The following is a 24,222-nucleotide window of genomic DNA, read 5'->3' as shown; positions in this document are numbered from 1 at the left end:
ACGGGGCCGCGATCCAGATCCGGGGCCGTGGGAAGCCACTAAAGTAAGGGCCATGACCGAGACCCCCGCGCTCCACGACCTCTGGCCCGCTCCGTTCGCGGAGGGGGCCGTCCACGCCACCGTCACCGTGCCTGGGTCCAAATCGGTCACCAACCGCGCCCTCGTGCTCGCCGCGCTCGCGGCCGAGCCGGGCTGGGTGCGCCGCCCGCTGCGCTCGCGCGACTCCCAGCTGATGTCCGACGCCCTGCGGGCGCTCGGCGTCGGCATCGAGGAGACCGTCTCCTCCAGCTCCGCCGACGGCGACAGCGGCGAGGCCTGGCGGATCATCCCGGCCGCCCTGCACGGCCCGGCCACCGTCGACGTCGGCAACGCGGGCACGGTCATGCGCTTCCTGCCGCCCGTGGCCACCCTGGCCGCCGGCGACATCCGCTTCGACGGCGACCCGCGCTCCTACGAGCGCCCGCTCGGCCAGGTCATCTCCGCGCTGCGGGCCCTCGGCGCCCGGATCGACGACGACGGCCGGGGCGCACTGCCCATGACCGTCCAGGGCGGCGGGGCCCTGGAGGGCGGCACGGTCGAGATCGACGCCTCCAACTCCTCGCAGTTCGTCTCGGCGCTGCTGCTCTCCGCACCTCGCTTCAACCAGGGCGTCGAGGTCCGGCACGTGGGCGGGAAGCTGCCGTCGATGCCGCACATCCGGATGACCGTGGACATGCTGCGCGCGGCGGGCGCCCAGGTCGACACCCCGGAGGCCGGCGGCGAGAAGGACGTGTGGCGGGTGGCGCCGGGCGCGCTGCTCGGCCGCGACATGGTCGTGGAGCCGGACCTGTCCAACGCCCAGCCCTTCATGGCCGCGGCGCTGATCACCGGCGGCACGGTCACCATCCCGGACTGGCCGGCGCGCACCACGCAGCCCGGTGACGCGCTGCGCGAGATCTTCACCGCGATGGGCGGCTCCTGCGAGCTGACCGACGCGGGCCTGGTCTTCTCCGGCACCGGCAAGATCCACGGCATCGACGTGGACCTGAGCGAGGTCGGCGAGCTGACCCCGGGCATCGCGGCCGTGGCCGCGCTGGCGGACTCGGAGTCGGTCCTGCGCGGGGTCGCCCACCTGCGGCTGCACGAGACGGACCGGCTGGCGGCGCTGACCGCCGAGATCAACGGCCTCGGCGGCGACGTCACCGAGACCGAGGACGGCCTGCGGATCCGCCCCCGCGCGCTGCACGGCGGCGTGTTCCACACCTACGACGACCACCGCATGGCCACCGCGGGCGCGGTGATCGGCCTGGCCGTGCGGGGCGTGGAGATCGAGAACGTGGCGACGACCGCGAAGACCCTGCCGGACTTCCCCCGGATGTGGACGGACATGCTCGCGGGAGCGGAAGCAGGAGCGGGAGCGTAGGGCCCGGTCATGCGCAGGTACGGCAAGCACACCGACGAGGACGACATCCGCCAGCGCCCGAACCCCAAGGGCAACCGGGCCAGGACGAACATCCGGCCCAAGCACGAGGACGCCGCCGACGGCTTCGTCCTCACCGTGGACCGCGGCCGGCTGACCTGCCTGGTCGAGGACCGCAAGGTCACCGCCATGAAGGCCCGCGAGCTGGGCCGCAAGGCGGCGGTGGTCGGCGACCACGTGTCCCTCGTCGGCGACCTGTCCGGCAAGAAGGACACCCTCGCGCGGATCGTGCGGATCCAGGAGCGCAAGTCCGTCCTGCGGCGCACCGCGGACGACGACGACCCGTACGAGCGGGTGGTCGTGGCCAACGCCGACCGGCTGGCCATCGTCACGGCGCTGGCCGACCCGGAGCCCCGGCCCCGGATGATCGACCGCTGCCTGGTGGCCGCGTACGACGCCGGGCTGGAACCGCTGCTGGTGCTGACCAAGTCCGACCTGACGTCCGCGGACAAGATCCTGGAGGTCTACTCGACCTTCGGGCTGGACTACGTGGTCACCAACCGCGAGGAGCTGGAGACGGGCGACGCCGCCGCGCGGGTGCGCGAGCGCCTGGAGGGCCGGATCACGGCGTTCGTCGGCCACTCCGGCGTCGGCAAGACGACCCTGGTGAACTCGCTGGTCGGCGAGGGCCGCCAGCGGGCCACCGGGCACGTGAACGCCGTCACCGGCCGCGGCCGGCACACCACCACCTCGGCGCTCGCGCTGCCGCTGCCCTCCGGGGACGGCTGGGTCATCGACACCCCGGGCGTGCGTTCCTTCGGCCTGCACCACGTGGACCCGTCCCGGGTGGTCCTGGCCTTCCCGGAGCTGGTGCCGGGCACGGAGGAGTGCCCGCGCGCGTGCAGCCACGACGAGCCGGACTGCGCGCTGGACCGGTGGGTGGAGGAGGGCCACGCGGACCCCGCGCGGCTGTACTCGCTGCGGCGGCTGCTGCAGACCCGCGAGCGCCGCGAGGGCGACTGACCGGGTCCCCGCCGGGGGCAGGCCCGGGACGGTTGGACCGTCCGGCGGGGTTTGCCCGTGCCCGTGTCTGGTAAATGCATAATCGCACCAAGTGACGCCGAGTCACCTGACGCGGGGAGGCATACGCCATGGCGTGGCTGCTGGTCGTGGTCGCCGGGATCCTGGAGACGGGCTTCGCGGTCTGCCTCAAGCTGTCGCACGGGTTCACCCGGCTGTGGCCGACGATCGCCTTCGCGTGCTTCGCGCTCGGCAGCTTCGGGCTGCTGACCCTCGCGCTGAAGAAGCTGGACGTGGGACCGGCGTACGCGGTGTGGACGGGCATCGGGGCGGCCGGGACGGCGATCTACGGCATGGTCTTCCTGGGCGACCTGGTCTCCACCCTCAAACTCGTCTCGATCACGCTGGTGATCCTCGGGGTCATCGGCCTCCAGCTCTCCGGTTCGGCGCACTGAGCAGCCGCAGCAGTTCCACCGCGGCCGGCTCCTGGCCCGGCTCCGCCGGCGCGACCACGTAGGACAGGGCGAGCCGTACGGCGAGCTCGCAGCGGCGGGCAGGCTCCTGCGGCAGCGCGGCCGCGGCCCGGTCGCGCGCCGCCCGGGCCAGCTCCCCCGGCCCGAGCGCCTGCCGGCCCCCGGTGGGCGGCGGCGAGGGCAGGCCCGGCCCCCACGATCCGGTCAGCAGGGCCCGTACGAGGACCCGCGCGCGGGCCGCGCGCACGGTCCACTCGGCGACGGCGGCGAGCCGCTCGGCGGAGCCGCGCGCGGCCGGGAGGGCCAGCGCCCGCTCCACCCCGTCGAGGTACCAGTCGGCGGCGCGGCGCACCAGGGCCCGGCCGAGGCCCGCCTTGCCGCCGAACTCGTTGTAGAGGGTCTGGCGCGACACCCCGGCGGCGGCCGCGACCTCGACCATCCGCACGGCCGGCCAGGGCCGGGCGGCCAGCGCGGCCTCGGCCGCTTGCAGCAGGGATTCACGGGCCGTCGGCATCGCCACCTCCCCGCTGGTTCGCCGGCCGGGCTCTTCCCACCAGAGTTGACGGGCCGCCAGATCCCGTCAAGGGCGCGTCCCGGCCGCACTGTGGACCTCGTTCGCGGGGTGTGCGCCCTCTCGGTACTGTTCGGCCATGTCCACGTATGCCGATGACCTGCGCCTCGCCCTCGAACTCGCCGACGCGGCGGACGCCGCCACGATGCAGCGCTTCCGCGCCCTCGACCTCCAGGTGGAGACGAAGCCGGACATGACCCCGGTGAGCGAGGCCGACAAGGCCGCCGAGGAGGTCGTGCGGGCCGGGATCCAGGCCGCGCGCCCGGACGACGCGATCCTCGGCGAGGAGTACGGGCTCAAGGGCGACGGGCCTCGCCGCTGGGTGGTGGACCCGATCGACGGCACGAAGAACTACGTGCGCGGGGTGCCCGTCTGGGCGACGCTGATCTCCCTCATGGAGGAGGGCGCGGACGGGGTGTTCCGCCCGGTCGTCGGCGTGGTCTCGGCCCCGGCGCTGGGCCGCCGCTGGTGGGCCTCCGCGGGCGGGGGCGCCTTCGCGGGCGGCGCGCTGGGCGAGCCGGCCGGGCCGGTCTCGGTGTCGAAGGTGGGCTCCCTGGGCGACGCCTCGTTCGCGTACTCCTCGCTGAGCGGCTGGGAGGAGCAGGGCCGGCTCCCGGGCTTCCTGGACCTGACGCGCGCGTGCTGGCGCACCCGCGCGTACGGCGACTTCTGGCCGTACATGATGGTCGCGGAGGGCTCGCTGGACCTGTGCGCCGAGCCGGAGCTGAACCTGTGGGACATGGCCGCCATCGCGGTCGTGGTCCAGGAGGCGGGCGGCCGCTTCACCGCCCTCGACGGGGCGGACGGCGTGCACGGCGGCAACGCGGCGGCCTCGAACGGCCTGCTGCACGACGAGATGCTCGGGTACCTGGACCGCAGGGCCTGACGGCGGCGCGCTCGCGCGCCGAGCGTGCCCCCTTGATGACTTTCCGTGTCCGTGGGAATCTGAGGATCCCCCCGCTTGTGCGCTTGTGAACGGCTTCTCTAAGTGGAGACGTCCGCGCGCCGCACCCACCCAGGCGGGGGCTCACCCCAGGAGGTGGCTCTCTCCATGCTCGTCCGCGACGCCATGAGCACCGTGATCCTCACCCTCGGACCCGCGCACTCCCTCCGTCAGGCGGCCTGCCTGATGTCCGGCCGGCGCGTCGGCGCGGCCGTCGTCCTCGACCCCGACCACAGCGGCATCGGCATCCTGACCGAGCGCGACATCCTCAACTCGATCGGTGCCGGCCACGACCCCGACCGGGAGTCGGTGGGCGCGCACACCACGAACAACGTCGTCTTCTGCACCCCGGAGGCGTCCGTGCAGGAGGCCGCGGAGGCCATGGTCCACGGCGGGTTCCGGCACCTGATCGTGCTGGAGGACGGCGGACCGGTCGGCATCGTCTCGGTCCGCGACGTCATCCGCTGCTGGGTACCGGCCCGCCGGGCCGTGCCCGCGTAGCCCGGAGGGTACGGGAACGACGGCGGGCCGGAACCCCGGCGAAGGGGTTCCGGCCCGCCGTCCTGCTACGGCAAGCAGCCCGGGTCAGCCGCGGAGGGCCTGGACCGCGGCTTCGAGCCGCTTGCCGAAGTCGGCGTCCGCCCGGCGGAAGTTGCCGATCGCGCGCTCCACGATGTCGTCACGGGAGACCTTGGCGATGAAGCCGGACAGGTTCTCGATCAGACGGGACTTCTCGTCCTCGGAGAAGAGGCGGTAGAGGTTGCCCGCCTGGACGAAGTCGTCGTCCTCGGCGTGCGAGGGGGTGGCGTGGTTGCCCGTGCCGCCGGTGACGGGGGTGGACTCCCACAGCGGACGGCCCGTCTGGGCGGGGCCGCCGAAGCTGTTGGGCTCGTAGTTCTTGGAGCCCTTGTGGCGGCCGTCGTACAGGTAACCGTCGCGGGAGTTGGTGCGCGCCTCGGTGGCGTGCGGACGGTTCACCGGCAGGTGGTCGGCGTTGATGCCGACGCGGTAGCGGTGGGCGTCGCCGTACGCGAAGAGGCGGCCCTGGAGCATCTTGTCCGGGGAGGGGCCGATGCCGGGGACGAAGTGCGCCGGGGAGAAGATGCTCTGCTCGACCTCGGCGAAGACGTTCTCCGGGTTGCGGTTGAGCTCCAGCTTGCCGATCTCGATCGGCGGGTAGTCCTCGTGCGGCCACACCTTGGTGAGGTCGAACGGGTTGAAGCGGTAGTTCGCCGCCTCGGCCGCCGGCATGATCTGGACCTGCACGGTCCAGGTCGGGAAGTCGCCGCGCTCGATGGACTCGCGCAGGTCGCGCTGGTGGGAGTCCGGGTCCTCGCCGGCGAGGGTGTTGGCCTCGGCCTGGGTGAGGTTCTTGATGCCCTGGTCGGTCTTGAAGTGGTACTTGACCCAGAAGACCTCGCCGGCCTCGTTGCTCCACTGGAAGGTGTGCGAGCCGTAGCCGTTCATGTGGCGGTAGGACGCCGGTATGCCGCGGTCGCCGAACAGCCAGGTCACCTGGTGGGTGGACTCGGGCGACAGGCCCCAGAAGTCCCAGACGTTGTCCGGCTCCTGCGAGCCCGTGTACGGGTCCCGCTTCTGGGTGTGGATGAAGTCGGGGAACTTGATGGCGTCCCGGATGAAGAAGACCGGGGTGTTGTTGCCGACGAGGTCGTAGTTGCCCTCTTCGGTGTAGAACTTCAGCGCCCAGCCGCGCGGGTCGCGGCGCGCGTCGGCACCGCCGAGGCTGTCCGCGACGGTGGAGAAGCGCAGGAACGTTTCGGTCTGCTTGCCGACCTCGGAGAGGAACGCGGCGCGGGTGTACCGGGTGACGTCCGCGGTCACCGTGAAGGTGCCGTAGGCGCCGGCGCCGCGGGCGTGCACCACGCGCTCCGGGATGCGCTCGCGGTTGAAGTGGGCGAGCTTCTCCAGCAGCAGCTGGTCCTGGACCAGGACCGGACCGCCGACGCCGGCCGTCTCGCTGTTCTGGTTGTCGGCGACCGGAGCCCCGGCCTCCGTGGTGAGCGGTCCCTGCGTCACGTGCGCCTCCTGCGTGGTTCCTTGCATGTCCTGTCCTCGGCGTCCGCTGTTCGACGTCCGCCGTAATCGATCCTACGATGGACTTTGTCTAAGTCAAGTAAATATCCAAGTCCACACTGGTTCGGGATCTACACGGATTCCCCACTGTTAGGCTGGCGTGTATGAGTGACCTGCTGGAACGACTTCGCGGACGCGGCTGGCGCATGACGGCACAGCGCCGCGTCGTGGCCGAAGTGCTCGACGGTGACCACGTGCACCTGACGGCGGACGAGGTGCACGCACGTGCGGTGACCAAGCTGCCCGAGATCTCTCGCGCGACGGTCTACAACACCCTGGGCGAGCTCGTGTCGCTCGGCGAGGTCCTCGAGGTCTCGACGGACCGGCGGGCCAAGCGGTACGACCCGAACGCCCACCGCCCCCACCACCACCTGGTCTGCGCCGAGTGCGGCGCCATCCGGGACGTCCACCCGGCGGGCGACCCGCTGGCCGACCTGCCCGCCGGCGAGCGCTTCGGCTTCACGGTCTCGGCGGTCGAGGTGACGTACCGCGGGGTGTGCCCCAACTGCGCGGGCGCCTGACGCAGCACGGAAGAAGGCCGGGAGCCCTGGGCTCCCGGCCTTCTTCGCGTTCCGGAACGCTCCGGAAACGACTCGAGGCCCGGATCCATGGGATCCGGGCCTCGGGCCTTCAGTAGCGGGGACAGGATTTGAACCTGCGACCTCTGGGTTATGAGCCCAGCGAGCTACCGAGCTGCTCCACCCCGCGTCGGTAAACACGACTCTACGGGAGGCAACCCGGCAGATGCAAATCAGTTGTCGGGGCCCTACGCGGACAGCTCCTCCGCCAGGGCGTCGCGCAGCCGGGCGGCGCGCTCGGACACCTCGGCCGGGCCCAGCTCCATGGCCCGTACGCACCACTTCTGCCCCTCGGCGAGGTCCCCGTGCCGGGCCGCGAGCAGCCCGAGCCGGAGCGCGGCCCGGCCGTGCCCGGCCACCGCCGCCCGGGTCCACCACAGGGCCGCCTCGGGTTCGTTCCCCTCGCGGGCCAGCAGCAGCCCGAGGTTGAAGGCCCCGTTGCGCGAGCCGGCCTCCGCCGCCTCCCGGTACCACCGGGCGGCCACCGCGAGGTCGCCCCGGGCCGCGGCGAGCATGCCGACCCGCACCTGGGCCCGGCGGTGGCCCTGCTCGGCGGCGCGCGCGTACCACTCCTCGCTCTCGGAGCGGGCGCCGCCGCCGACGGGCTCACCGAGGGCCACCGGCTCCGGCGGCGGGGCCAGCGACTCCAGCAGGGCGGCCAGCCGGAAGGCGGCCTCCGCGCTGCCGCCGCCCGCCGCACAGCGCAGGTGCCGCTCGGCGGCCCGCTCCTCGCCGTCGCGCACGAGGGCGATACCGACCTGGAGCGCCGCGTCGGTGTGGCCGGCGGCGGCGGCGCGCTCGTACCACCTCAGGGCGGAGCGGTCCTCGTCGCGGCTGGCGAAGAGGATCCCGAGGTTGAAGGCGGCGTCGACGCTCCCGGCCTCCGCGGCCTTGGAGAACCACGGCTCGGCGCCGGCCGCGTCCCCGGCCTGGAGCAGCATGATCGCCAGCGCGTTGGCGGCCTCGCGGTGGCCGGCGTACGCGGCCCGGCGGTACCACTGCTCGGCCTGCGCGGTCCGCTCCTGGGCGGCGCAGAGCAGGGCCAGGTTGTAGGCGCCGTTGTGGTCGCCGGCGTCCATCGCGACCCGGTACCACTTCTCGGCCGTCTGGGTCTCGCCGCGGGCCGCGTGCAGCGCGCCGAGGGCGTTGGCCGCGTTGCCGTCGCCGTCCTGGGCGGCGCGGTGCCACCAGGCCGCCGCGCTGTCCTCGTCGCCGGCGTCGCGCAGCAGGAAGCCGAGGGCGCAGGCGGCGCGGGCCTCGCCCTGCTTGGCGGAGCTCAGGTACCAGCGGCCGGCCTCCTTCAGCTCGCCGCGGGCCTCCAGCAGGGCGCCGAGGTGCAGCCCGGCGCGCCGGTGCCCGCGCGCGGCGGCCTGGCGGTACCACTGCTCGGCCTCGGCGGGGTCGCCCTTGCGCAGGTGGCGGGCCAGGCGGTACGCGGCCTCGCGGTGGCCCTGCTCGGCGGCGGCCCGGAACCAGCGCTCGATGCCCTTGTCCCCGCGGTGTTCCAGCAGGTCGGCCAGCCCGTAGGCGCCCAGGGCGTGCCCGGACTCCGCCGCCTGGCGCAGCCAGTACTCGGCGGCGGGCTCGTCGCCGCGCTCGCGGTAGTGGCGGCCCAGGGCGTGTGCGGCGGGGGCGGATCCGGCGACGGCGGCGACCCGCCACCAGCCGGCCGCTTCGTCGGGGTAGCCGCGCTGGAGGAGGAGGACCCCGAGGTTGTTGGCCGCGGCGCGGTCGCCGGCGCCGGTGGCGCCGCGGAGGTAGGGCTCGGCGCGGGCCAGGTCGCCGCGGCGCAGCAGCAGTGCGCCGAGCACGCTCATGGCGCCCGGGTCGCCCTTGTCGGCGGCCACGCGGTGGCGGGCCTCCAGCTCGGCGTCGGTGGCGCCCTCGGCGTCCCCGAAGGCTTCTGCCGCGCTGTGCTTGTCCAAGAAATCCGCATCGGTCAGTGCGGTCTGCGCGTTAACGGTCGGAGCGGCCTCGCCCGTTCCCGCGCCCGACTCGGCCTCCGCCCTCACAAACCGCCCTGTCTCCAGCAGAGTTGACCTGTCCCCCATAAATCCCATCGTCGCATCACCTGCTACCCGCGTACACCTGGTATGTCGCAGCCAGTGAGGTCACTACAGCGTTTTGTCGACATGCCCACAGAGAGACAAGTCAAACACGCTCACGCCCCAACTCACCCGCCCCAGTGACCCCGTGTCTCACAGCAGCACCTTTTTGGCGCTCCGGGCATGACGAAGGCCCGGATCCCAAGGGATCCGGGCCTTCGTCTTCAGTAGCGGGGACAGGATTTGAACCTGCGACCTCTGGGTTATGAGCCCAGCGAGCTACCGAGCTGCTCCACCCCGCGTCGGTGAAACAACAGTATCACGACGCGGGACGGAGCCCTCACGGGCCTTTCCGCACCGCCTAGCCGGCGGGCTTGGGCGCCGTCACCTTCGCCTCCGCGTCGATCGCCCGCTTCAGCGCCGCCTGGAGGTCGCTCTGCGCCTTGCCGTACGCGGCCCAGTCACCCGCCTTCATCGCCTTGTCGGCCTCCTCGACCGCCTTCTGGGCGTCGGCGAGGGCCGCCTTGACCGTCGGGTCCTGGGCGGTCGGCGGGGTGTTCGGGTTCGTCGGCGTGGTGGGGCTCGTCGGCGGGACCGGCGTGGTCGGGGCCTCCGCCCCGAAGACCACGTTCAGCGCCTTCTCCAGGGTGTCCTCGAAGGCCGTCTGGCCGCCGTAGGTCACGAGCACCTTGCGCAGCAGCGGGTACTTCAGCCCGGAGCTGCGCACGTACACCGGCTCCACGTAGAGCATTCCGCCGTCCATCGGGACCGCGAGCAGGTTGCCGTACTCGATCTCCGAGTCGCCGCCGCGCAGCAGCCGGATCGACTCGGCGATCTTCGGCTCCGACTGGAACTTGCTCTGGACCTGGCCGGGGCCGTCCGGCGGCTTGCTCGTCGGCATCTTCAGAATGCGGATCTTGCCGTAGTCCGGGGTCCCGGGATCGGCGTTCACCGCCATGAAGGCGCTCAGGTTGGGCCGCTCGTTCGGCGTGAAGGTGGTCGTGAGCGAGAAGACCTGGTCCTTCTCCGCCTGGCCCGGCATCTTCATCGACAGGTAGTACGGCGGGACCGCCGTGCCGGCCTTGGTGGTCGGGTCGTCCGGGACGGCCCAGGCCTCACTGCCGCTGAGGAAGGTCTGCGGGTCCGTGACGTGGTACCGGGTGAGCAGCTCGCGCTGCACCTTGAAGAGGTCCTGCGGGTAGCGCATGTGGTCCATGAGCGGCTTGGAGATCTCGCTCTTGGGCTTCACGGTGCCCGGGAAGGCCTTCATCCAGGTCTTGAGGACCGGGTCCTTGGTGTCCCACTGGTACAGCTCGACCGTGCCGTCGTAGGCGTCGACGGTGGCCTTGACCGAGTTGCGGATGTAGTTGACCTGGTTCTCCTGGGCGACCACCGCGCGCTGGCTGTTGGTCAGCGAGTCCGCGGTGCTCTGGCCCAGCGTGGTGCGCGAGGCGTACGGGTAGCCGTTGGTCGTCGTGTAGGCGTCGACGATCCACTTGATCTTGCCCTCGATGACGGCCGGGTACGGGGCCCCGTCGATGGTCAGCCAGGGGGCGACGGCCTCGACGCGGTCCTTGGGCGTGCGGTTGTACAGGATCCGCGAGCCCTCGCCGATGGCGCCGGAGTAGAGGATCTGCGGCTCGCTGAAGGCGAGCGCGTACGCGGCGCGGTTGACCGGGTTGTCCAGGTTGACCCCGGACTTGCCCTTGTAGCTGGTCTCCTTCTCGCCCTTGTCGTCCGAGTAGTCGAGCTCCTTCTGCGGACCGCCGACGATCGAGTACTGCTTCGTCTGCTCGCCGTAGTAAATGCGCTGCTCGAAGTCCGTGCCGAACATGCCCTTGGAGGGCAGGTCGGACTGGGTGAAGTCGGGGGCGCCGTCCTTGACGGTGGTGCCCTTGGCGGCGACCACGCCGTAGCCGTGCGTGTACTTGAAGTGGTCGTTGATCCAGTTGTTCTTCGGGATGCCGCCGATGTTCAGCTCGCGCAGCCCGATGACCGTGTCCTGGCCGTCGTACCGGTCGACCGCCAGCGTGGACGGGAAGCCGTAGTAGCCCTTGACCTGCTGGAGCTGCTGGAAGGCCGGGGAGACGATGTTCGGGTCGAGCAGGCGCAGGCTGGCGGTGGTGTCGGCCACCGACCGCAGCTTGGTGCGGTCCTCGGTCTGCGGGACGCCCGGGTAGTCCTTCACGTCGGCGCCGTCGATCGCGTAGGCGTCGCGCGTGGCCTTGATGTTCTTCTCGACGTACGGCGATTCCTTGGCCTGCTCGTTCGGCTGGACCTGGAACTTCTGGACGATCGCCGGGTAGAGCCCGCCGATCAGGATCGCCGAGAGGACCATCAGGCCGAAGCCGATGACCGGCAGCTGCCAGGTGCGGCGCCACAGGGTGGCGAAGAACAGCACCGCGCAGATCGCCGCGATGGCGACGAGGATCGTCTTCGCCGGCAGGTAGGCGTTGGCGTCGACGTAGCGCAGGCCGGTCCAGTTGTCGGCGGCCTTGAAGTCGCTGGACTTCACGGCGAGGCCGTACCGGTCCAGCCAGTACGCGATCGCCTTGAAGGTGACGAAGAGGCCGAGCAGGACCGACAGGTGCCCGGTCGCCGCGGCGGTGGCCCGGGCTCCCGGGCTGGTCACGCGCAGTCCGCCGTACAGGTAGTGGACGACGACCGCGGCGATCACCGAGAGCACGACGGCGGCGAAGCCGAAGCCGAGGAGGAACCGGTACCAGGGCAGGTCGAAGGTGTAGAACGACACGTCCAGGTGGAACTGGGGGTCCTTCTTCCCGAAGGGCACCCCGTTCACGTACATCAGCCAGGTCTTCCACTGGCCGGCCGCCGAGGCGCCCGCGATCAGACCGACGATCGCCGAGACGGCCAGGAGCAGCCACTTCTTGTACGGGGCGACGCTCATCCGGTAGCGGTCGAGGCTCTGCTGCTCCATCGACATCGCGCTGAGCGGCGGCCGCAGCCGGTACGCCAGCCAGATGTTCAGCCCGACCGCACCGGCCATCAGCAGGCCGAAGACGGCGAAGAGGCCGATCTTGGTCCACAGGGTGGTGGTGAAGACGGAGGAGTACTTGACGGACCGGAACCAGAGCCAGTCCGTCCAGAACCCGGCGAACATGATGAACGCCATCGCCAGGACGGCAAGGACGCCCAATGTCGTCAGAAGAGTCCGGGCGCGCCGGGAGGGGCGGCCGACTCTCATCCGTGGCCCGGAGGGGCCTCCGCCGCGGTCCGGCATCTGGAAAGCCAAGGTGCGCACCTCGAAAGTCGCTGTGTCTGGTCCTGGGCCCACGATCGTAGGGCCCACCCATGCAACTTACTGAGGCTTTAGTCAGTTCCCGGTATCGGGGGGAAAGGAGGCAGGATGTTGCCCATGTCCAACCTTTCGCCCTCCCCCGGCACCCCCATGGCGGCCACTCCGCTGACCCGCGCCGTCCTCGAAATCGACGAGTACGCCTCCACCCTCGGCTGGGACAAGCCGGCCCGGCTGTTCGCCCTGGTCGACACGGCCCGGCTGCGCAGGCAGGAGCCCCGGCTCGCCGGGCAGCTCGGCCTGGACCAGGACGACGCCGGCAAGAGCCAGCTCACCCCGATCGAGCAGGACGAGGTGCCGGCCGGGACCCCGCTGGACAAGTTCCTCGGCACCATCGCCTGGCCCGACGCCGTGGTCGGCTGCGCGCTGACGGTGGAGCGGCTGATGCTGCCGCCGTCCGCCGAGGCGGCCGTGCCGGAGGGGCTCAACGACAAGCAGCTGGCGAAGTGGGTCGCCGGCCACCCGGAGCGGCAGGAGGTGCGCCTGACGGTGGGCGTCCTGCGCGACGGCTCGCGCGACTCGGCCGTACGGCTGCGGGAGAAGGACTCCTCCAGCGAGGTGCTGACCGGCGCGGGCCTGGTGCCGGGGCTGGCCGACGCGCTGGCGGCCACCTTCGCCTAGGCCGTCTCTTCCGGATCTTGCCGGTTAAGCCCGCGGCGTCTGGCGCCGTGCATCGCAAGGCGGAGGAAGGCCCGATTACTGGACGTACTTGGGCCTTCCGACAACGCGGCGAGGTGCGGTGCCAGGCGTCGCGGGTCAGGCAAGATCCGGAAGAGACGGCCTAGCGGCCGGGCCGCCGGTGCCGGCGGGGGCGGGGCGCGGTCAGGACGCGGTGCACTTCGGCAGTCCGGCCGTGTCCCCCTTGCCGATCTTCTCCAGTGCCTTGGCGGCGTCGCCGATGGTGGCGACCTTCACCAGGGTCAGGCCGGCGGGCGTGTGCTGGGCCGCCGCGGCGCAGTTCTCGGCCGGGGTCAGGAAGTACTCGGCCCCGGCCTTGCGGGCGCCGATGGTCTTCATCTGGATGCCGCCGATGGGGCCGACCTTGCCCTCGTCGTCGATGGTGCCGGTGCCCGCGATGAACTTGCCGCCCGTGAGGTCCTCGGGGGTGAGCTTGTCGACGATGCCGAGGGCGAACATCAGGCCGGCGCTGGGGCCGCCGACGTCGGCGAGCTTGATGTCGATCGGGAACGGGAAGGTGTGGTCGGTCCCGGCCCGGATGCCGACGATGGCGTGGCCGTCGTCCTCCGCCTTGCCCGCGGTGATGGTGACCTTCGCGGTGCCGGTGGGCTCGCGGTTCGCCTTCTCGGCCTCGGCCGCCTCGGCGGCGGGCACGATGGTGAACTCGACGGGCTCGCCGGGCTTGTGCTTGGTCACGAGCTTGGCGACGTCCCCGGGGACGGTGACGGGGGCGCCGTCCACCGCCTTGATCACGTCGCCGGCGTGCAGCCTGCCCTCGGAGGGGCTGGCTTTGACGACGGTGGAGACGACGACGCGGGCGGTGACCGGGATGCCGAGCTGCTTGAGGGCGGCCACCTTGGCGCTCTCCTGCGACTGGCTGAACTCCTCGGCGTTCTCCTGCGTCGATTCCTTGTCCGTCTTGCCGTTCGGGTAGAGGTTCTCGTGCGGCACGACGATGTTGTCGCCCGCCGCCCAGCCGTAGACCGCTTCCAGCAGGTTCATGTCGTAGTCGGCGCCGGTGACGCGGACCGTGGTCATGTTGAGGTGGCCGCTGGTCGGGTACGTCTTGCGCCCCGAGATGTTCAGCACCGGCTCACCGTGCGAGTCGCCCAGCGTGTTCACGGTCGGGCCCGGGCTCATCTCCGAGTACGGGACCTTGATGAAGACCCCCGCGCAGAGCAGCGCGAACAGCACGAGGAAGGAGGCGAGCATCGTCGCGGTGCGGCGTGGCATGGATCGACAGTACGGGACGGGCCGAGCGGGCGGCCCGTGGGGCCGGTCCGTACGGGGCCCGCGGGCGGAACTCTCACGGGATTCTCAGCCGGGTCCCCTGCGGCGGGTTTCCGAAGGCCTTCCCGAGGGGGGTCGCGGGGGCCTGAGGGGGACGGGGAGGGGCTCTCGGGACGCGTCAGACGGCGTCGGAACCGGAGTGCGCCTTCTCGTTCGTCCGGGCCCGGTCGGCCCGGTCCATGGCCTCGCGGAACCTGGCGTAGCCGGCCAGTTCGGATATGTCGCCCTGGGTGCGGTCGCGGGCCGCCCAGCTGCCCCATATCGCCGCCCCGATCGCGGCGAACAGCGGAATCAGCAGCCACACCAGTGATGCCATGAACGTGCCTCCCTGCCCCGAAAGTGCGTGTCGTTGGTGGCTTCAACGCTCGTGCCCGGAGGGGGGTTACGCAAATCGAGGGCGTGTTGCGCGGCCGAACGGGGGTGACGCTACCCCCCGCCCGTACGGACCCCGCGCCCGGCCCCGGTATCAGCAGGCGCCGACCCACTCCTCGGTGCCGTCCGAGAAGGTCTGGTGCTTCCAGATCGGGACCTCGTGCTTGAGGTCGTCGATGAGCATGCGGCAGGCCTCGAAGGCCTCGCCGCGGTGCGGGCAGGAGACGGCCACGATCACGGCCAGGTCGCCCACGGCGAGGTCGCCGATCCGGTGGACGGCGGCCAGGGCGCGGACCGGGTACTTCGCCACGACGCGGTCCGCGACGCGGCGCATCTCGGCCTCCGCCGTCGGGTGGCAGGAGTAGCCGAGGGAGTCGACGTCGGCTCCGCCGTCGTGGTTGCGCACCGTCCCGACGAAGAGGGTGGTGCCTCCGGTGGCGTCGTCGCCGACGGCCTTGAAGACCTCGTCGAGGGAGAGCGGGGTCTCACGGATTTCGAGCAGCCTGATGGGGTCCTGCGCGGCCTGCTCGCCGGGGTGGTCGAAGTGCGGTGCCATGTTCCCCATCGTGCCCTAGCCGCCGACCCGGTGGAATAGCCGTTTCGCCCGGGGCGCGGCGCCCCGGTTGGGAGCCTCCTACAGGAGCCGGGCCCCGCCCCGGACCGGGCCGGTCCGGGGCCGTGTCCCGCAGGTCAGAGCCCGCGGCGGCGGCGGGCTCGGCGTACGGCGGCGGCGGCGCCGAGCAGGGCGACCGTGGCACCGGCGGCGCCGGCGGCCGTGGCGGCGTCCTTGCGGCCGAGGCGCCGGCCCGCGACGGTGTGCCGGCCCGCGACCTCCTGGAGCAGCTCGGCCAGCACCTCCTCGTTGGTCCAGCGGGGCCGCCAGCCCGCCGCGTGCAGCCCGCTGACGCTGACCACCCACGGGTGCATGGTGTACGCGAGGTCCCCGGCCGGGGACGGGGTCAGTCCGATCCGGTGGAGCCGGGCGGCGGCGCCGAGGGCGACGGCGGAGGGCAGCTCCATGCGGCGGATGCCGCTGAGCTCCTCGACCTCCTCCTGTTCCAGCCAGCCCTCGCAGCCGACGGCGAGCTCCCCCTCGGCCTTCTCCAGGGCGGCGTACTCCAGGGCGCTGACCAGGTCCTCGACGTGGCAGAACTGCCAGGTGGGCCGGGATCCGGCGACGACGAGCAGGCGCGGGGACTCGAAGTACCGGGTCAGGGCGGTGTCCGTACCGCCGACCAGGACCGCGGGGCGGACGACGGTCACGTTCAGGCCGGGGTGGGCACGGGGGGCCCGGCGGCCCAGGCGCTCGATCTCCAGCAGGTCCCCGACGCCGGTGGCCTCGGCGGTGGCGCGCAGCTCGGAGTCCTCCGAGAGCGGGATGTCGTTGTCCGGCAGGGCCCCGTAGACCATCGCCGAGGTGCACAGGACGACCCGGTGCACGCCGGCCGCCGCGGCGGCGGTGAGCACGGTCTGGGTGCCGCGTACGTTGTACGCGGTACGGGCCGCCGGGTCCGTCTCCAGGTCGAGGTCCAGTGCGAGGTGGACGACGACGTCCGCGCCGCGCAGCTTCTCGGCGATCGCGGGGTCCCGCACATCCAGGACGTGCCACTGGGCGGCGGCGCAGTCCCCGCGCCGCTCGTCGATGGCCACGACCTGCTTGACCTCGTCGGATTCCACGAGGCGGTTCACCAGGGCGGCGCCGACCCCCGACGCGGCGCCGGTCACCGCGATCACGGGGCCGGGCCGGCGCGGGCCGGCCTGGTTTCGCGGCTGGCGAACGCCGGGCGCGCTGTCGTCGTGCTCAGGGCGGTTTTCGGCGTCGTGCGGCGCGCGAGCCTGCGGATCTGGGGAACTCACCGGGCGTCTCCAGCGGTTGTCTTCAGTGAGGACGCGCTGTGACGCGTACCCACCAGGTGATGTCCATCCTGCCGCAGCCCAGGACCCGGCGGAGCACCGAGCCCGGAAGCGGGAGTGGTGTCTAGGCTGGGTGGTGTTGTCGGACCATCGCCCGCCGGCTCCCGCCGGCGGCCCTACGAGCCGAGGAAACCCGTGAGCGACACCCCATTCGGATTCGGCCTTCCGCCGGAGGAGCCGGAGGACGGCGACAAAGGCAAGAAGGGCGGCCAGGGAGGTCCGGGCAATCCGTTCGGGTTCGGCCCGGGCGGCCTTCCCGGTGGCTTCCCGGGCGGTGCGGAGAATCCGTTCGCCGCGATGTTCGGCTCGATGAACCCGAACGACCTCGGCGCCGCCTTCCAGCAGCTCGGCCAGATGCTGAGCTACGAGGGCGGTCCCGTGAACTGGGACATGGCCAAGGACATCGCCCGCCAGACCGTCGCGCAGGGCACCGCGGACGGCGTGAAGGACGCGAGCGTCGGCATCGCCGAGAAGTCGGCGGTGGAGGAGGCCGTGCGCCTGGCCGACCTGTGGCTCGACGGCGTGACCTCCCTGCCCTCGGGCGCCAACGCGGCCGTGGCGTGGAGCCGTGCCGAGTGGGTCGAGGCGACCCTCCCGGTGTGGAAGGAACTGGTGGACCCGGTCGCCGAGCGCGTCGGCGCGGCCATGGGCAGCGTGCTGCCCGAGGAGATGCAGGCCATGGCGGGCCCGCTGCTCGGGATGATGCGCTCGATGGGCGGCGCCATGTTCGGGCAGCAGATCGGCCAGGCCGTGGGCACGCTGGCGGGCGAGGTCGTCGGCTCGACGGACATCGGCCTGCCGCTGGGCCCGGCCGGGCGGGCGGCGCTGCTGCCGCTGAACATCGAGGCCTTCGGCAAGGACCTGAGCGTCCCCTCGGACGAGGTGCGGCTGTACCTGGCGCTGCGCGAGGCGGCGCACGCCCGCCTGTTCGCGCACGTGCCGTGGCTGCGCTCGCACCTGTTCGGTGCGGTCGAGGGCTACGCGCGGGGCATCAAGGTGGACACCTCGAAGCTGGAGGACGTGGTCGGCCAGCTCGACCCGTCGAACCCGGAGCAGCTCCAGGAGGCACTCCAGGGCGGCATGTTCCAGCCGCAGGACACCCCGGAGCAGAAGGCCGCCCTGGCCCGTCTGGAGACGGCGCTCGCGCTGGTCGAGGGCTGGGTCGACGCGGTCGTGCACGAGGCGGCGAAGCCCCGTCTGACCTCGGCGGACGCCATGCGCGAGACCATGCGCCGGCGGCGCGCCTCGGGCGGTCCGGCGGAGCAGACCTTCGCGACGCTGATCGGCCTGGAGCTGCGTCCGCGGCGGCTGCGGGACGCCTCGCGGCTGTGGGCCTCGCTCACCGACGCGCGGGGCGTGGACGGCCGCGACGGGCTGTGGGAGCACCCGGACATGCTGCCGACGGCCTCCGACCTGGACGACCCGGACGGGTTCGTGCACCGCGAGCAGCTGGACTTCTCCGAGATCGACAAGATGCTGGGCGAGGCCGCCCAGCAGCGTGACGAAGAGGGCGACGACAAGAAGTGAGCCTGTACGACGACGCGGTCCGGGTCCTGAAGGAGTACGAGGGCCCGGACGCCCAGCAGGACGAGCTGCGCGGGGTGTACCTGGAGCACCTGGCCGCCCACCCGGACGGGATGTACAAGCCCTGCGGGGCGGGGCACGTCACGGGCAGCGCCCTGGTGGTCGACCCGGTCGGCGGCCGGGTGCTGCTGACCCTGCACAAGAAGCTCGGCATCTGGCTCCAGATGGGCGGGCACTGCGAGCCCGGTGACACCACCCTGGCCGGGGCCGCGATGCGCGAGGCCGTCGAGGAGTCGGGCATCGCCGCGGGGCTGACCCTGGTGGAGGGCGGGCCGGTGCGCCTGGACCGGCACCCGATCCCGGCGCCGTGCAACTGGCACCTGGACGTGCAGTACGCGGTGCTGGCCCCGGCCGGCGCGGAGGCGGAGATCAGCGACGAGTCGCTGGACCTGCGCTGGTTCCCGTACGCGGAGGTGGCGGCGGTCGCCGACACCTCGGTGGTGCGGCTGCTGGAGGCCACCCGGGCGCGGCTCGGCGCGTGACGCGACGGGAGAGGGGGCGGACCCGTGCGGGTCCGCCCCCTCTCCCGTACGCCGGTTTCCGGTGCGCCGCTTTACCTTGCGGCGGTCCGGTCAGTTCCAGGCGTTGTTCTGGTTCTGGGCGTGCGCGCCGTGCTGGCCCATGCCGTACTGGGCGGCGACGCCCTGGCCGAGCTGGGCGTTCTGCGGGGGCAGCACCTCGCTGGGCTGCACCAGGGCGAAGCCGGTGCCGAGGAAGCTGAGCTCCCAGCCCTCGCCGGTGTTGCCGCGGCGCCGCCACACGCCGGTGGAGTGCGTCTGGGCCTGCATCTGGACGCGCAGCGAGGTGGACCAGGCGACGATGGCGTCGGCGTCGGCGTTGACGTACTTGTCGGGGGTGACCTGCATCATCAGCGGCTGGCCGGAGGTCATGAGGGCGACCTTGCCGCGGCCGGAGATGTTGAGCTGGTACTTGCCGGAGCCGGAGATCCCGTACTGGCTGTCGACGGCGATGACCTCGGAGTGCAGGGTCGAGTCCATGGCGAGGACGTAGCTGCTGTCGACGGTGAGGCCGTCGTGGTCCACGTCGAGGACGTGGACGTGCTGGGCGAGGTTGGCGAAGTAGACGGTGCCCTGGCCGGAGCAGCGCATCAGGTCCAGGCCCTCGCCGGTGCGGCGGCGGGCGCCCCGCTGGTTGGCGCTCTGGTACTCGCCGTCGAAGTCGACGATGCCCTGGTAGGCGACCATCGAGCCCTTGCGGGCGAGGACGTCGTCGGAGCCGGTCAGGGAGACCCTCAGGAGCTGGGGGTTCTGGACGGTGTAGCGGTCCTGGGACTGCTGCTCGGCGTGGCCGAAAAGTGAGCTCTGCATGATGTGTCCGCTCCCCCTCAGCCCCGGGTCCGGAGCCGGTCGGTGCTGTCCTCGCTGGGCTGTACGACGACGATGCCCTGGCCGGAGAAGGCCATCTGGTAGGCCTCCCCGCTGCCCCGGCCGATCATCGACGAGGCCTTGAAGCTGCGCTTCCCCTTGACCTTGAGGTTCGGGGACCAGGCGACGAGCGCGTCCGGGTCGACGTACGTCTCGTCCTCGCCGCGGCCGCAGTCGACCACGATCGGGGTGCCGCGGGAGGTGATGGCGACCCAGCCGGTGCCGGCGACCTGCACGTTGAACAGGCCCTGGCCGGCGAACTTCGCCATGCCCTTGACCCGCTCCACGCCCCACTGGAGGTGGGCGTCGAAGGCGAGGAGGTTGGTGCCGTTGACGGAGAGGGCGTCGTTGTCGAGGTTGATGCAGACGACGTCCGCGCCGTAGTCGGCGAGGTAGAGGAGGCCGTCGCCGGTGCACTTCATCAGGGGTGCGCCCTCGCCGGTCAGCCACTGGGAGGCCATCTGGCGGACGGCGGGCGGGTTGGGCTCGTACTGGACGAAGCCCTCGTAGGCGACCATCGAGCCGGTGCGCGCGAAGAGGTCCTGGCCGCTCTGCATGGCGACCTTGAGCATGGCGCGGCCGTGGTTCTCCATACGGGCCGTGACGGGGGTCGGGGCATAGCCCGCGAGCTGCTGGTTCATGGCGTTCATGGCGTTCATGTGGGGCTCCCTCAGACCTCGTACGGCTGGACGACGATGAAGTTGCCGGGGGCGCCGCGGAACTGGAGGTTCACGGTCTCCCCGCTGTGGCCCGGGTAGGCGTTGCGGCGCAGCCGGACCTGGCTGGAAATGATCACCTGTGAGGCGGCCGACCAGGCGACGATGGCGTTGCTGTCGGCGAAGGTGGTCGGGGTGACCGGCAGGACGACGGGCACGCCGTGCGTCTTGACGATGACCGTTCCGGAGCCCTGGAACAGCATGGTGAACAGGGCGCCGCCGGGGATGCCGTGGCCCTCGATGCGGCGGACCTCGTGCTGGAGGGACTCGTCGAAGGCGAGGACGTTCTCGGCGGAGACGCAGATGCCGTCGCCCTGGAGCTCGATGGCGTGCAGGTGGGCGCCGTTCTCGGCGAGGAAGACCTGGCCGCGGCCGGTGCAGCGCATCAGCTGCATCTCCTGGCCGGTGGCGTTGCCGACGATGCGGCCGGCGAAGCCGGCGCCCTTGTAGCTGAAGTCCACCTTGCCCTGGTACAGGACCATGCTGCCCTGACGGGCGAGGACGGCCTGGCCGCCCATGGCGAGGTCGACCCGCATGAGCTGCTGGTTCTGCGGGGTCCAGCGGGCGCCGGTGGGGGCCTCCTTGTACGGCTGGAGGGCGGCGGCGAGGCCGGCTCCGGGCCCGGCGGCCTGCGGGGCCTGGCCGTAGGGGGCCGGGGGCTGCTGGCCGTAGCCCGGCTGCTGCCCGTACGGGGCCTGCGGGGCGGGCGGCTGCTGGCCGGGGACCTGGCCGTACGGGGCCTGCGGCGGCTGGCCGTAGGGCGCGGGGGCCGGGGCGGGCGGCGGGACCTGGGCGCCGTAGGACTGCTGCGGCTGCCGGCCGTACGAGGGCGGGCCGGGCTGCTGCGGCGGGTGGGGCGGCTGGCCGTAGGGGGCCGTGGGCGCGCCGAGCGGGGCGACCATGGTCGGCGCCGAGTGCACGGGGGCGGGCGCCGGGGGCTGCGGGGCAGGGGGCTGCTGCTGCGGCGGGGCGTACGGTGCGGGCGCCGGGGCGGCCGGCTGCTGCTGGACCGGGGCGCCGAAGGACGGGGCCGGGGCGGCGGCCTGTGCGGGCGGGGCGAACCCGGGGGCGGCGCCCTGCGGCTGCGCCGGGGCCTGCGGCTCGGGCTGCGGATCTTCCTCGGCGACCTCGCCGCCGAAGTGCTCCAGCAGTGCGGCGAGACCGCCGTCGAAGCCCTGGCCGACGGCGGCGAAGCGCCACACGTCCTTGCGGTAGAAGTCGCCGATCATCAGGGCGCGTTCGGTGCTGAACTCGGCGCCGGTGAAGGAGTAGCGGACGACTTCCTCGCCGCCGGCCACGATCCGGATGTAGCCGGGGCCGATCTGCGACATCTGGCCGGCGCCGTCGAGGGTGGCGCTGAAGGACAGCTTGTGGATGGAGGCGGGCACGTGGTCGAGGGTCACGCGGAAGGACTCGGTGTCCCCGGCCTGCGGGCCGAGCTGCTGGATCGACTCCTCGGGCGACTTCGGCTGGTTGTAGAAGACGAAGTAGCGGTCGTCCGACAGCCGCTCGTCGGCGTCGAGGCCGAAGCAGCTGATGTCGAAGCTGAGCCCGGGCCCGCCGATCTGGACGCCCACGTACAGATCGGTGCCCGCCGTCAGATCACTGATCTTGGCCTTGTGGCCGCGTTGGAATTCCCTGGCCATGTGTCCGACCGTCCCCCATCCCGACTTCGTCTGCTCGATGTGTGCCGCTCAGGCTAACGGCTCCCGGCGACATCCGGCCAAGCCGGGATCGGACCGGTTCCAACCCGGTACCGGCCCGGTACCGACCCGGTTCCGGCACGCCTCGGCGTCCGGCTCCCGTGACGGGAGGTCACTCCTCGCGGGCCGCCGGGACCCGGGGCATGCGCTCCGCCGCGGCCACCCCTTCGAGGAACCCGCGGGCCCGCTCGGTCTTCGGGTACGCCTCCAGCAGCTCCCAGAAGCGGGGGCCGTGGCCGGGCACCAGGAGGTGCGCCAGCTCGTGCAGCAGCACGTAGTCGACGACGTACTCCGGCATTCCCTGGATGCGGTGGGACAGCCGGATGCTGCCCTCCGCGGGGGTGCAGGAGCCCCAGCGGGTGTTCTGGTTGGTGACCCAGCGGACGGAGAGCGGGCGTGCCCGGCCGCTGAAGTACTGCTCGGACAGACGCTCGGCGCGCGCGATCAGTTCCGCGTCGCCGAGGGTCCGCTTGCTCTCCTGGGCGGCGAGCTTGTCGAGCATGACGCCCACCCAGCGCCGCTCCTCCGCCTCGGACATCCGGGCGGGGATCAGGATCACCGTCCGCTCGCCCTCGCGGTAGGCGGACACGGTCCTGCGGCGGCGCGCGCTCCGGCGTACTTCGACGGCGCGCTGTGGCGGGTCGGCTGGCACGCCACGACGGTACCCGGTCGCCGCGGCGGAAGTCCCGCGCGTCCGAGGTTCGAGCATGATCGGTTCGCCGGGGGGCCGCAAACACCACCATTCCTCATCCCATATGACCAATACCCCCTGCCTGTGGACGAACTCCCGCACGCGGTCCGGCGGCCGGGCATGGTGGCGGTGACACGGGATCGGGAATGCGACGGGACGGGGAGGCAGCGATGTATCCGAAGGTGAAGCCGGCGCTGGCGCGGGCATGGCGGGACCTGCAGACGGTCCAGTTCGGGGTGACGCCCGCCCACGCGGTGGTGCTCGGGCCGCTGGACACGGCGACGGGGTCGCTCATCGACCGGATCGACGGGACGCGGGGCATGGAGCTGCTGCGGGCCGAGGGTGCCGGGATGGGACTGCCCGAGGGACAGGTGGACGGCCTGGTCCGGCACCTCGCCGGGGCCGGTCTGCTCGACGACCTCACGGCCGGAGGGCCCCGGGCGCAGGCCGTGCGCCGCCGGCCGGAAGTGCTGGAGCGGCTCGGGCCCGACCTGGGCTCGCTCTCGCTGGTGCACCGGGAGCCCGGCGGCGACCTGCGGGGGGTCGCGGCGCGCAGGGCGTTGCGGGTCCAGGTGCGCGGGAGCGGCCGGGTGGGGGCGGTGATCGCCGCCGTGCTGGCGGGGGCCGGGGTGGGCCGGGTCGACGTGCTCGACGGGGGCCGGGTGGAGGCGGCCGACGTGGCTCCGGGCGGGCTGGATCCGGGGAGCGTGGGCCGGCCCCGGGCGGAGGCGGCGGGGGCTCGGGTGCGGGAGGCGGCACCGGGGCGGGCTCCGGGGCCGGGCGATCCCGGCGGACCGGGGCCCGAACCGGCCCTGGTGGTGCTCGCGCCCCGGGACGGCCTCCAGGCATGGGCCCCCGATCCGGCGACGGCCGCCGACTGGGTGGCGAGCGGCACACCGCACCTGTACGCGGGGGTGCTGGAGGGGACGGGGCTGGTGGGGCCCCTGGTGCTGCCGGGCTCCACGGCCTGCGCGGGGTGCATGGAGCGCGACCGCGTCGACCGGGACCCGGCCTGGCCCCGGATGCTGGTCCAGTGGCGCTCGGCGCACCGTCGGCGCGGGGCGGGGGCCTGTGACCTGGGGCTGTCCACGGCGGTGGCCGGCCTCGCGGCGGCGCACGCCCTGGCCTTCCTCGACGGGCAGCTGCCCGCTTCGGCGGCGGCGCGGTGGGAGGCCGCCCTGCCCGGGCTGCACTGGGAGCGGACCGCGCTGCGCCCGCATCCGGACTGCCCCTGCGCGGCCGCCGCCCCCGAGCCGGCCTCGGAGCCGCCCGCGGAACCTGCGGCGAACCCGGTGGCCGACCGGGCGGCGGGCTCCGGGGCGGTGCGGTCGTGAGCCGCCTGACTCCCGCCGGAGCCGGGGCGGGTGCCCCGGTCCGGGGGCCCGGGGGGTCATGGCAGGATGCGATGGGGGCCGAGCCGCGTCCCGAACCGCCGCTCGCGGCACAGCAG

At 72.7% G+C, this 24,222-nt stretch carries 22 protein-coding genes and 2 tRNA genes; 10 read left to right on the top strand and 14 right to left on the bottom strand.

Annotated features, from left to right (window positions below):
* Positions 1–52: 52 nt before the first annotated feature.
* From aroA to ACIPW5_RS15375, 3 genes are all read left to right on the top strand, one after another.
* Positions 53–1,402, top strand: coding sequence for a 3-phosphoshikimate 1-carboxyvinyltransferase (gene aroA, locus ACIPW5_RS15385; protein ID WP_401244793.1), 1,350 nt, complete (start codon positions 53–55; stop codon positions 1,400–1,402).
* Between the two features lie 9 nt (positions 1,403–1,411).
* Complete coding sequence (rsgA, locus tag ACIPW5_RS15380; RefSeq protein WP_401244791.1) at positions 1,412–2,422, top strand: ribosome small subunit-dependent GTPase A; 1,011 nt, start codon at positions 1,412–1,414, stop codon at positions 2,420–2,422.
* Positions 2,423–2,550: 128 nt separating this feature from the next.
* Positions 2,551–2,874: a multidrug efflux SMR transporter gene (locus ACIPW5_RS15375; RefSeq protein WP_007266432.1), complete on the top strand. Its 324-nt coding sequence runs from the start codon at positions 2,551–2,553 to the stop codon at positions 2,872–2,874.
* Here ACIPW5_RS15375 and ACIPW5_RS15370 read toward each other — a convergent pair.
* On the bottom strand, positions 2,840–3,406 hold the full coding sequence (locus ACIPW5_RS15370) for a TetR/AcrR family transcriptional regulator (RefSeq protein WP_401244789.1): 567 nt from the start codon (positions 3,404–3,406) through the stop codon (positions 2,840–2,842). The genes ACIPW5_RS15375 and ACIPW5_RS15370 overlap by 35 nt on opposite strands.
* A gap of 136 nt (positions 3,407–3,542) precedes the next feature.
* Here ACIPW5_RS15370 and hisN point away from each other — a divergent pair, with 136 nt between their 5' ends.
* Together hisN and ACIPW5_RS15360 are read left to right on the top strand one after the other, a co-directional pair.
* Positions 3,543–4,349: a histidinol-phosphatase gene (hisN, locus tag ACIPW5_RS15365; RefSeq protein ID WP_401244787.1), complete on the top strand. Its 807-nt coding sequence runs from the start codon at positions 3,543–3,545 to the stop codon at positions 4,347–4,349.
* Positions 4,350–4,514: 165 nt separating this feature from the next.
* Complete coding sequence (locus ACIPW5_RS15360; RefSeq protein ID WP_401244785.1) at positions 4,515–4,907, top strand: cyclic nucleotide-binding/CBS domain-containing protein; 393 nt, start codon at positions 4,515–4,517, stop codon at positions 4,905–4,907.
* An 84-nt stretch (positions 4,908–4,991) separates the two neighbouring features.
* On the opposite strand, the gene ACIPW5_RS15355 is transcribed toward ACIPW5_RS15360, so the two are convergent.
* Positions 4,992–6,470: a catalase gene (locus ACIPW5_RS15355; protein WP_401244783.1), complete on the bottom strand. Its 1,479-nt coding sequence runs from the start codon at positions 6,468–6,470 to the stop codon at positions 4,992–4,994.
* A 134-nt stretch (positions 6,471–6,604) separates the two neighbouring features.
* Here ACIPW5_RS15355 and ACIPW5_RS15350 point away from each other — a divergent pair, with 134 nt between their 5' ends.
* Positions 6,605–7,021, top strand: coding sequence for a Fur family transcriptional regulator (locus ACIPW5_RS15350; protein WP_401244781.1), 417 nt, complete (start codon positions 6,605–6,607; stop codon positions 7,019–7,021).
* 113 nt (positions 7,022–7,134) lie between these two features.
* On the opposite strand, the gene ACIPW5_RS15345 is transcribed toward ACIPW5_RS15350, so the two are convergent.
* The 4 genes from ACIPW5_RS15345 to ACIPW5_RS15330 form a co-directional block, all read right to left on the bottom strand.
* A tRNA-Met gene (locus ACIPW5_RS15345) sits at positions 7,135–7,208 on the bottom strand.
* A 58-nt stretch (positions 7,209–7,266) separates the two neighbouring features.
* Complete coding sequence (locus tag ACIPW5_RS15340; RefSeq protein WP_401244779.1) at positions 7,267–9,138, bottom strand: tetratricopeptide repeat protein; 1,872 nt, start codon at positions 9,136–9,138, stop codon at positions 7,267–7,269.
* Positions 9,139–9,351: 213 nt separating this feature from the next.
* Positions 9,352–9,425 (bottom strand) — tRNA-Met (locus ACIPW5_RS15335).
* Positions 9,426–9,484: 59 nt separating this feature from the next.
* Positions 9,485–12,364: a UPF0182 family protein gene (locus ACIPW5_RS15330; protein WP_401244881.1), complete on the bottom strand. Its 2,880-nt coding sequence runs from the start codon at positions 12,362–12,364 to the stop codon at positions 9,485–9,487.
* 126 nt (positions 12,365–12,490) lie between these two features.
* Between ACIPW5_RS15330 and ACIPW5_RS15325 the strand changes: the two genes are divergently transcribed.
* Positions 12,491–13,060 carry a PPA1309 family protein gene (locus ACIPW5_RS15325; RefSeq protein WP_401244777.1) on the top strand — a complete coding sequence of 190 codons (570 nt, stop codon included), beginning with the start codon at positions 12,491–12,493 and terminating at the stop codon, positions 13,058–13,060.
* A 201-nt stretch (positions 13,061–13,261) separates the two neighbouring features.
* On the opposite strand, the gene ACIPW5_RS15320 is transcribed toward ACIPW5_RS15325, so the two are convergent.
* The 4 genes from ACIPW5_RS15320 to ACIPW5_RS15305 all read right to left on the bottom strand — a co-directional run bounded on the left by ACIPW5_RS15320 (position 13,262) and on the right by ACIPW5_RS15305 (position 16,636).
* Entirely contained in the window at positions 13,262–14,350 is a 1,089-nt protein-coding gene (locus ACIPW5_RS15320; protein WP_401244776.1) for a PDZ domain-containing protein, read from the bottom strand.
* A gap of 175 nt (positions 14,351–14,525) precedes the next feature.
* Complete coding sequence (locus tag ACIPW5_RS15315) at positions 14,526–14,723, bottom strand: hypothetical protein (RefSeq protein ID WP_125818082.1); 198 nt, start codon at positions 14,721–14,723, stop codon at positions 14,526–14,528.
* 150 nt (positions 14,724–14,873) lie between these two features.
* Positions 14,874–15,335, bottom strand: coding sequence for a molybdenum cofactor biosynthesis protein MoaE (locus ACIPW5_RS15310; protein WP_401244774.1), 462 nt, complete (start codon positions 15,333–15,335; stop codon positions 14,874–14,876).
* A 134-nt stretch (positions 15,336–15,469) separates the two neighbouring features.
* Positions 15,470–16,636 carry an SDR family oxidoreductase gene (locus ACIPW5_RS15305; RefSeq protein ID WP_401244772.1) on the bottom strand — a complete coding sequence of 389 codons (1,167 nt, stop codon included), beginning with the start codon at positions 16,634–16,636 and terminating at the stop codon, positions 15,470–15,472.
* Between the two features lie 192 nt (positions 16,637–16,828).
* Between ACIPW5_RS15305 and ACIPW5_RS15300 the strand changes: the two genes are divergently transcribed.
* Positions 16,829–18,220, top strand: coding sequence for a zinc-dependent metalloprotease (locus ACIPW5_RS15300; RefSeq protein ID WP_401244771.1), 1,392 nt, complete (start codon positions 16,829–16,831; stop codon positions 18,218–18,220).
* Positions 18,217–18,759, top strand: coding sequence for an NUDIX hydrolase (locus ACIPW5_RS15295; protein ID WP_401244769.1), 543 nt, complete (start codon positions 18,217–18,219; stop codon positions 18,757–18,759). The genes ACIPW5_RS15300 and ACIPW5_RS15295 overlap by 4 nt, the downstream gene beginning before the upstream one ends.
* A gap of 90 nt (positions 18,760–18,849) precedes the next feature.
* On the opposite strand, the gene ACIPW5_RS15290 is transcribed toward ACIPW5_RS15295, so the two are convergent.
* The 4 genes from ACIPW5_RS15290 to ACIPW5_RS15275 all read right to left on the bottom strand — a co-directional run bounded on the left by ACIPW5_RS15290 (position 18,850) and on the right by ACIPW5_RS15275 (position 22,733).
* Positions 18,850–19,605 (bottom strand): AIM24 family protein, encoded by a 756-nt coding sequence (locus ACIPW5_RS15290; protein ID WP_401244767.1) that lies wholly within the window; start codon positions 19,603–19,605, stop codon positions 18,850–18,852.
* Positions 19,606–19,622: 17 nt separating this feature from the next.
* Positions 19,623–20,303, bottom strand: a complete 681-nt coding sequence (locus tag ACIPW5_RS15285; protein WP_401244880.1) for an AIM24 family protein — start codon at positions 20,301–20,303, stop codon at positions 19,623–19,625.
* Positions 20,304–20,332: 29 nt separating this feature from the next.
* Positions 20,333–22,024 carry a TerD family protein gene (locus ACIPW5_RS15280; protein ID WP_401244765.1) on the bottom strand — a complete coding sequence of 564 codons (1,692 nt, stop codon included), beginning with the start codon at positions 22,022–22,024 and terminating at the stop codon, positions 20,333–20,335.
* A 169-nt stretch (positions 22,025–22,193) separates the two neighbouring features.
* Positions 22,194–22,733 carry a M48 family metallopeptidase gene (locus tag ACIPW5_RS15275; RefSeq protein WP_401244763.1) on the bottom strand — a complete coding sequence of 180 codons (540 nt, stop codon included), beginning with the start codon at positions 22,731–22,733 and terminating at the stop codon, positions 22,194–22,196.
* Positions 22,734–22,942: 209 nt separating this feature from the next.
* Here ACIPW5_RS15275 and ACIPW5_RS15270 point away from each other — a divergent pair, with 209 nt between their 5' ends.
* Positions 22,943–24,106 carry a ThiF family adenylyltransferase gene (locus ACIPW5_RS15270; protein WP_401244761.1) on the top strand — a complete coding sequence of 388 codons (1,164 nt, stop codon included), beginning with the start codon at positions 22,943–22,945 and terminating at the stop codon, positions 24,104–24,106.
* Positions 24,107–24,222: the final 116 nt, after the last annotated feature.

Origin of the sequence: Streptomyces sp. NPDC090077 (assembly GCF_044747545.1) — a bacterium.
Lineage (GTDB): Bacteria > Actinomycetota > Actinomycetes > Streptomycetales > Streptomycetaceae > Streptomyces.
The sequence above is the reverse complement of the archived record's forward strand: the minus strand, read 5'-3'. Positions and strand labels throughout refer to the sequence as shown.

Coding starts and splice junctions, on each gene's coding strand:
- aroA (WP_401244793.1), top strand. CDS start 53: ATGACCGAGACCCCCGCGCTCCACGACCTCTGGCCCGCTCCGTTCGCG.
- rsgA (WP_401244791.1), top strand. CDS start 1,412: ATGCGCAGGTACGGCAAGCACACCGACGAGGACGACATCCGCCAGCGC.
- ACIPW5_RS15375 (WP_007266432.1), top strand. CDS start 2,551: ATGGCGTGGCTGCTGGTCGTGGTCGCCGGGATCCTGGAGACGGGCTTC.
- ACIPW5_RS15370 (WP_401244789.1), bottom strand. CDS start 3,406: ATGCCGACGGCCCGTGAATCCCTGCTGCAAGCGGCCGAGGCCGCGCTG.
- hisN (WP_401244787.1), top strand. CDS start 3,543: ATGTCCACGTATGCCGATGACCTGCGCCTCGCCCTCGAACTCGCCGAC.
- ACIPW5_RS15360 (WP_401244785.1), top strand. CDS start 4,515: ATGCTCGTCCGCGACGCCATGAGCACCGTGATCCTCACCCTCGGACCC.
- ACIPW5_RS15355 (WP_401244783.1), bottom strand. CDS start 6,470: ATGCAAGGAACCACGCAGGAGGCGCACGTGACGCAGGGACCGCTCACC.
- ACIPW5_RS15350 (WP_401244781.1), top strand. CDS start 6,605: ATGAGTGACCTGCTGGAACGACTTCGCGGACGCGGCTGGCGCATGACG.
- ACIPW5_RS15340 (WP_401244779.1), bottom strand. CDS start 9,138: ATGGGATTTATGGGGGACAGGTCAACTCTGCTGGAGACAGGGCGGTTT.
- ACIPW5_RS15330 (WP_401244881.1), bottom strand. CDS start 12,364: ATGCCGGACCGCGGCGGAGGCCCCTCCGGGCCACGGATGAGAGTCGGC.
- ACIPW5_RS15325 (WP_401244777.1), top strand. CDS start 12,491: ATGTTGCCCATGTCCAACCTTTCGCCCTCCCCCGGCACCCCCATGGCG.
- ACIPW5_RS15320 (WP_401244776.1), bottom strand. CDS start 14,350: ATGCCACGCCGCACCGCGACGATGCTCGCCTCCTTCCTCGTGCTGTTC.
- ACIPW5_RS15315 (WP_125818082.1), bottom strand. CDS start 14,723: ATGGCATCACTGGTGTGGCTGCTGATTCCGCTGTTCGCCGCGATCGGG.
- ACIPW5_RS15310 (WP_401244774.1), bottom strand. CDS start 15,335: ATGGCACCGCACTTCGACCACCCCGGCGAGCAGGCCGCGCAGGACCCC.
- ACIPW5_RS15290 (WP_401244767.1), bottom strand. CDS start 19,605: ATGCAGAGCTCACTTTTCGGCCACGCCGAGCAGCAGTCCCAGGACCGC.
- ACIPW5_RS15285 (WP_401244880.1), bottom strand. CDS start 20,303: ATGAACCAGCAGCTCGCGGGCTATGCCCCGACCCCCGTCACGGCCCGT.
- ACIPW5_RS15280 (WP_401244765.1), bottom strand. CDS start 22,024: ATGGCCAGGGAATTCCAACGCGGCCACAAGGCCAAGATCAGTGATCTG.
- ACIPW5_RS15270 (WP_401244761.1), top strand. CDS start 22,943: ATGTATCCGAAGGTGAAGCCGGCGCTGGCGCGGGCATGGCGGGACCTG.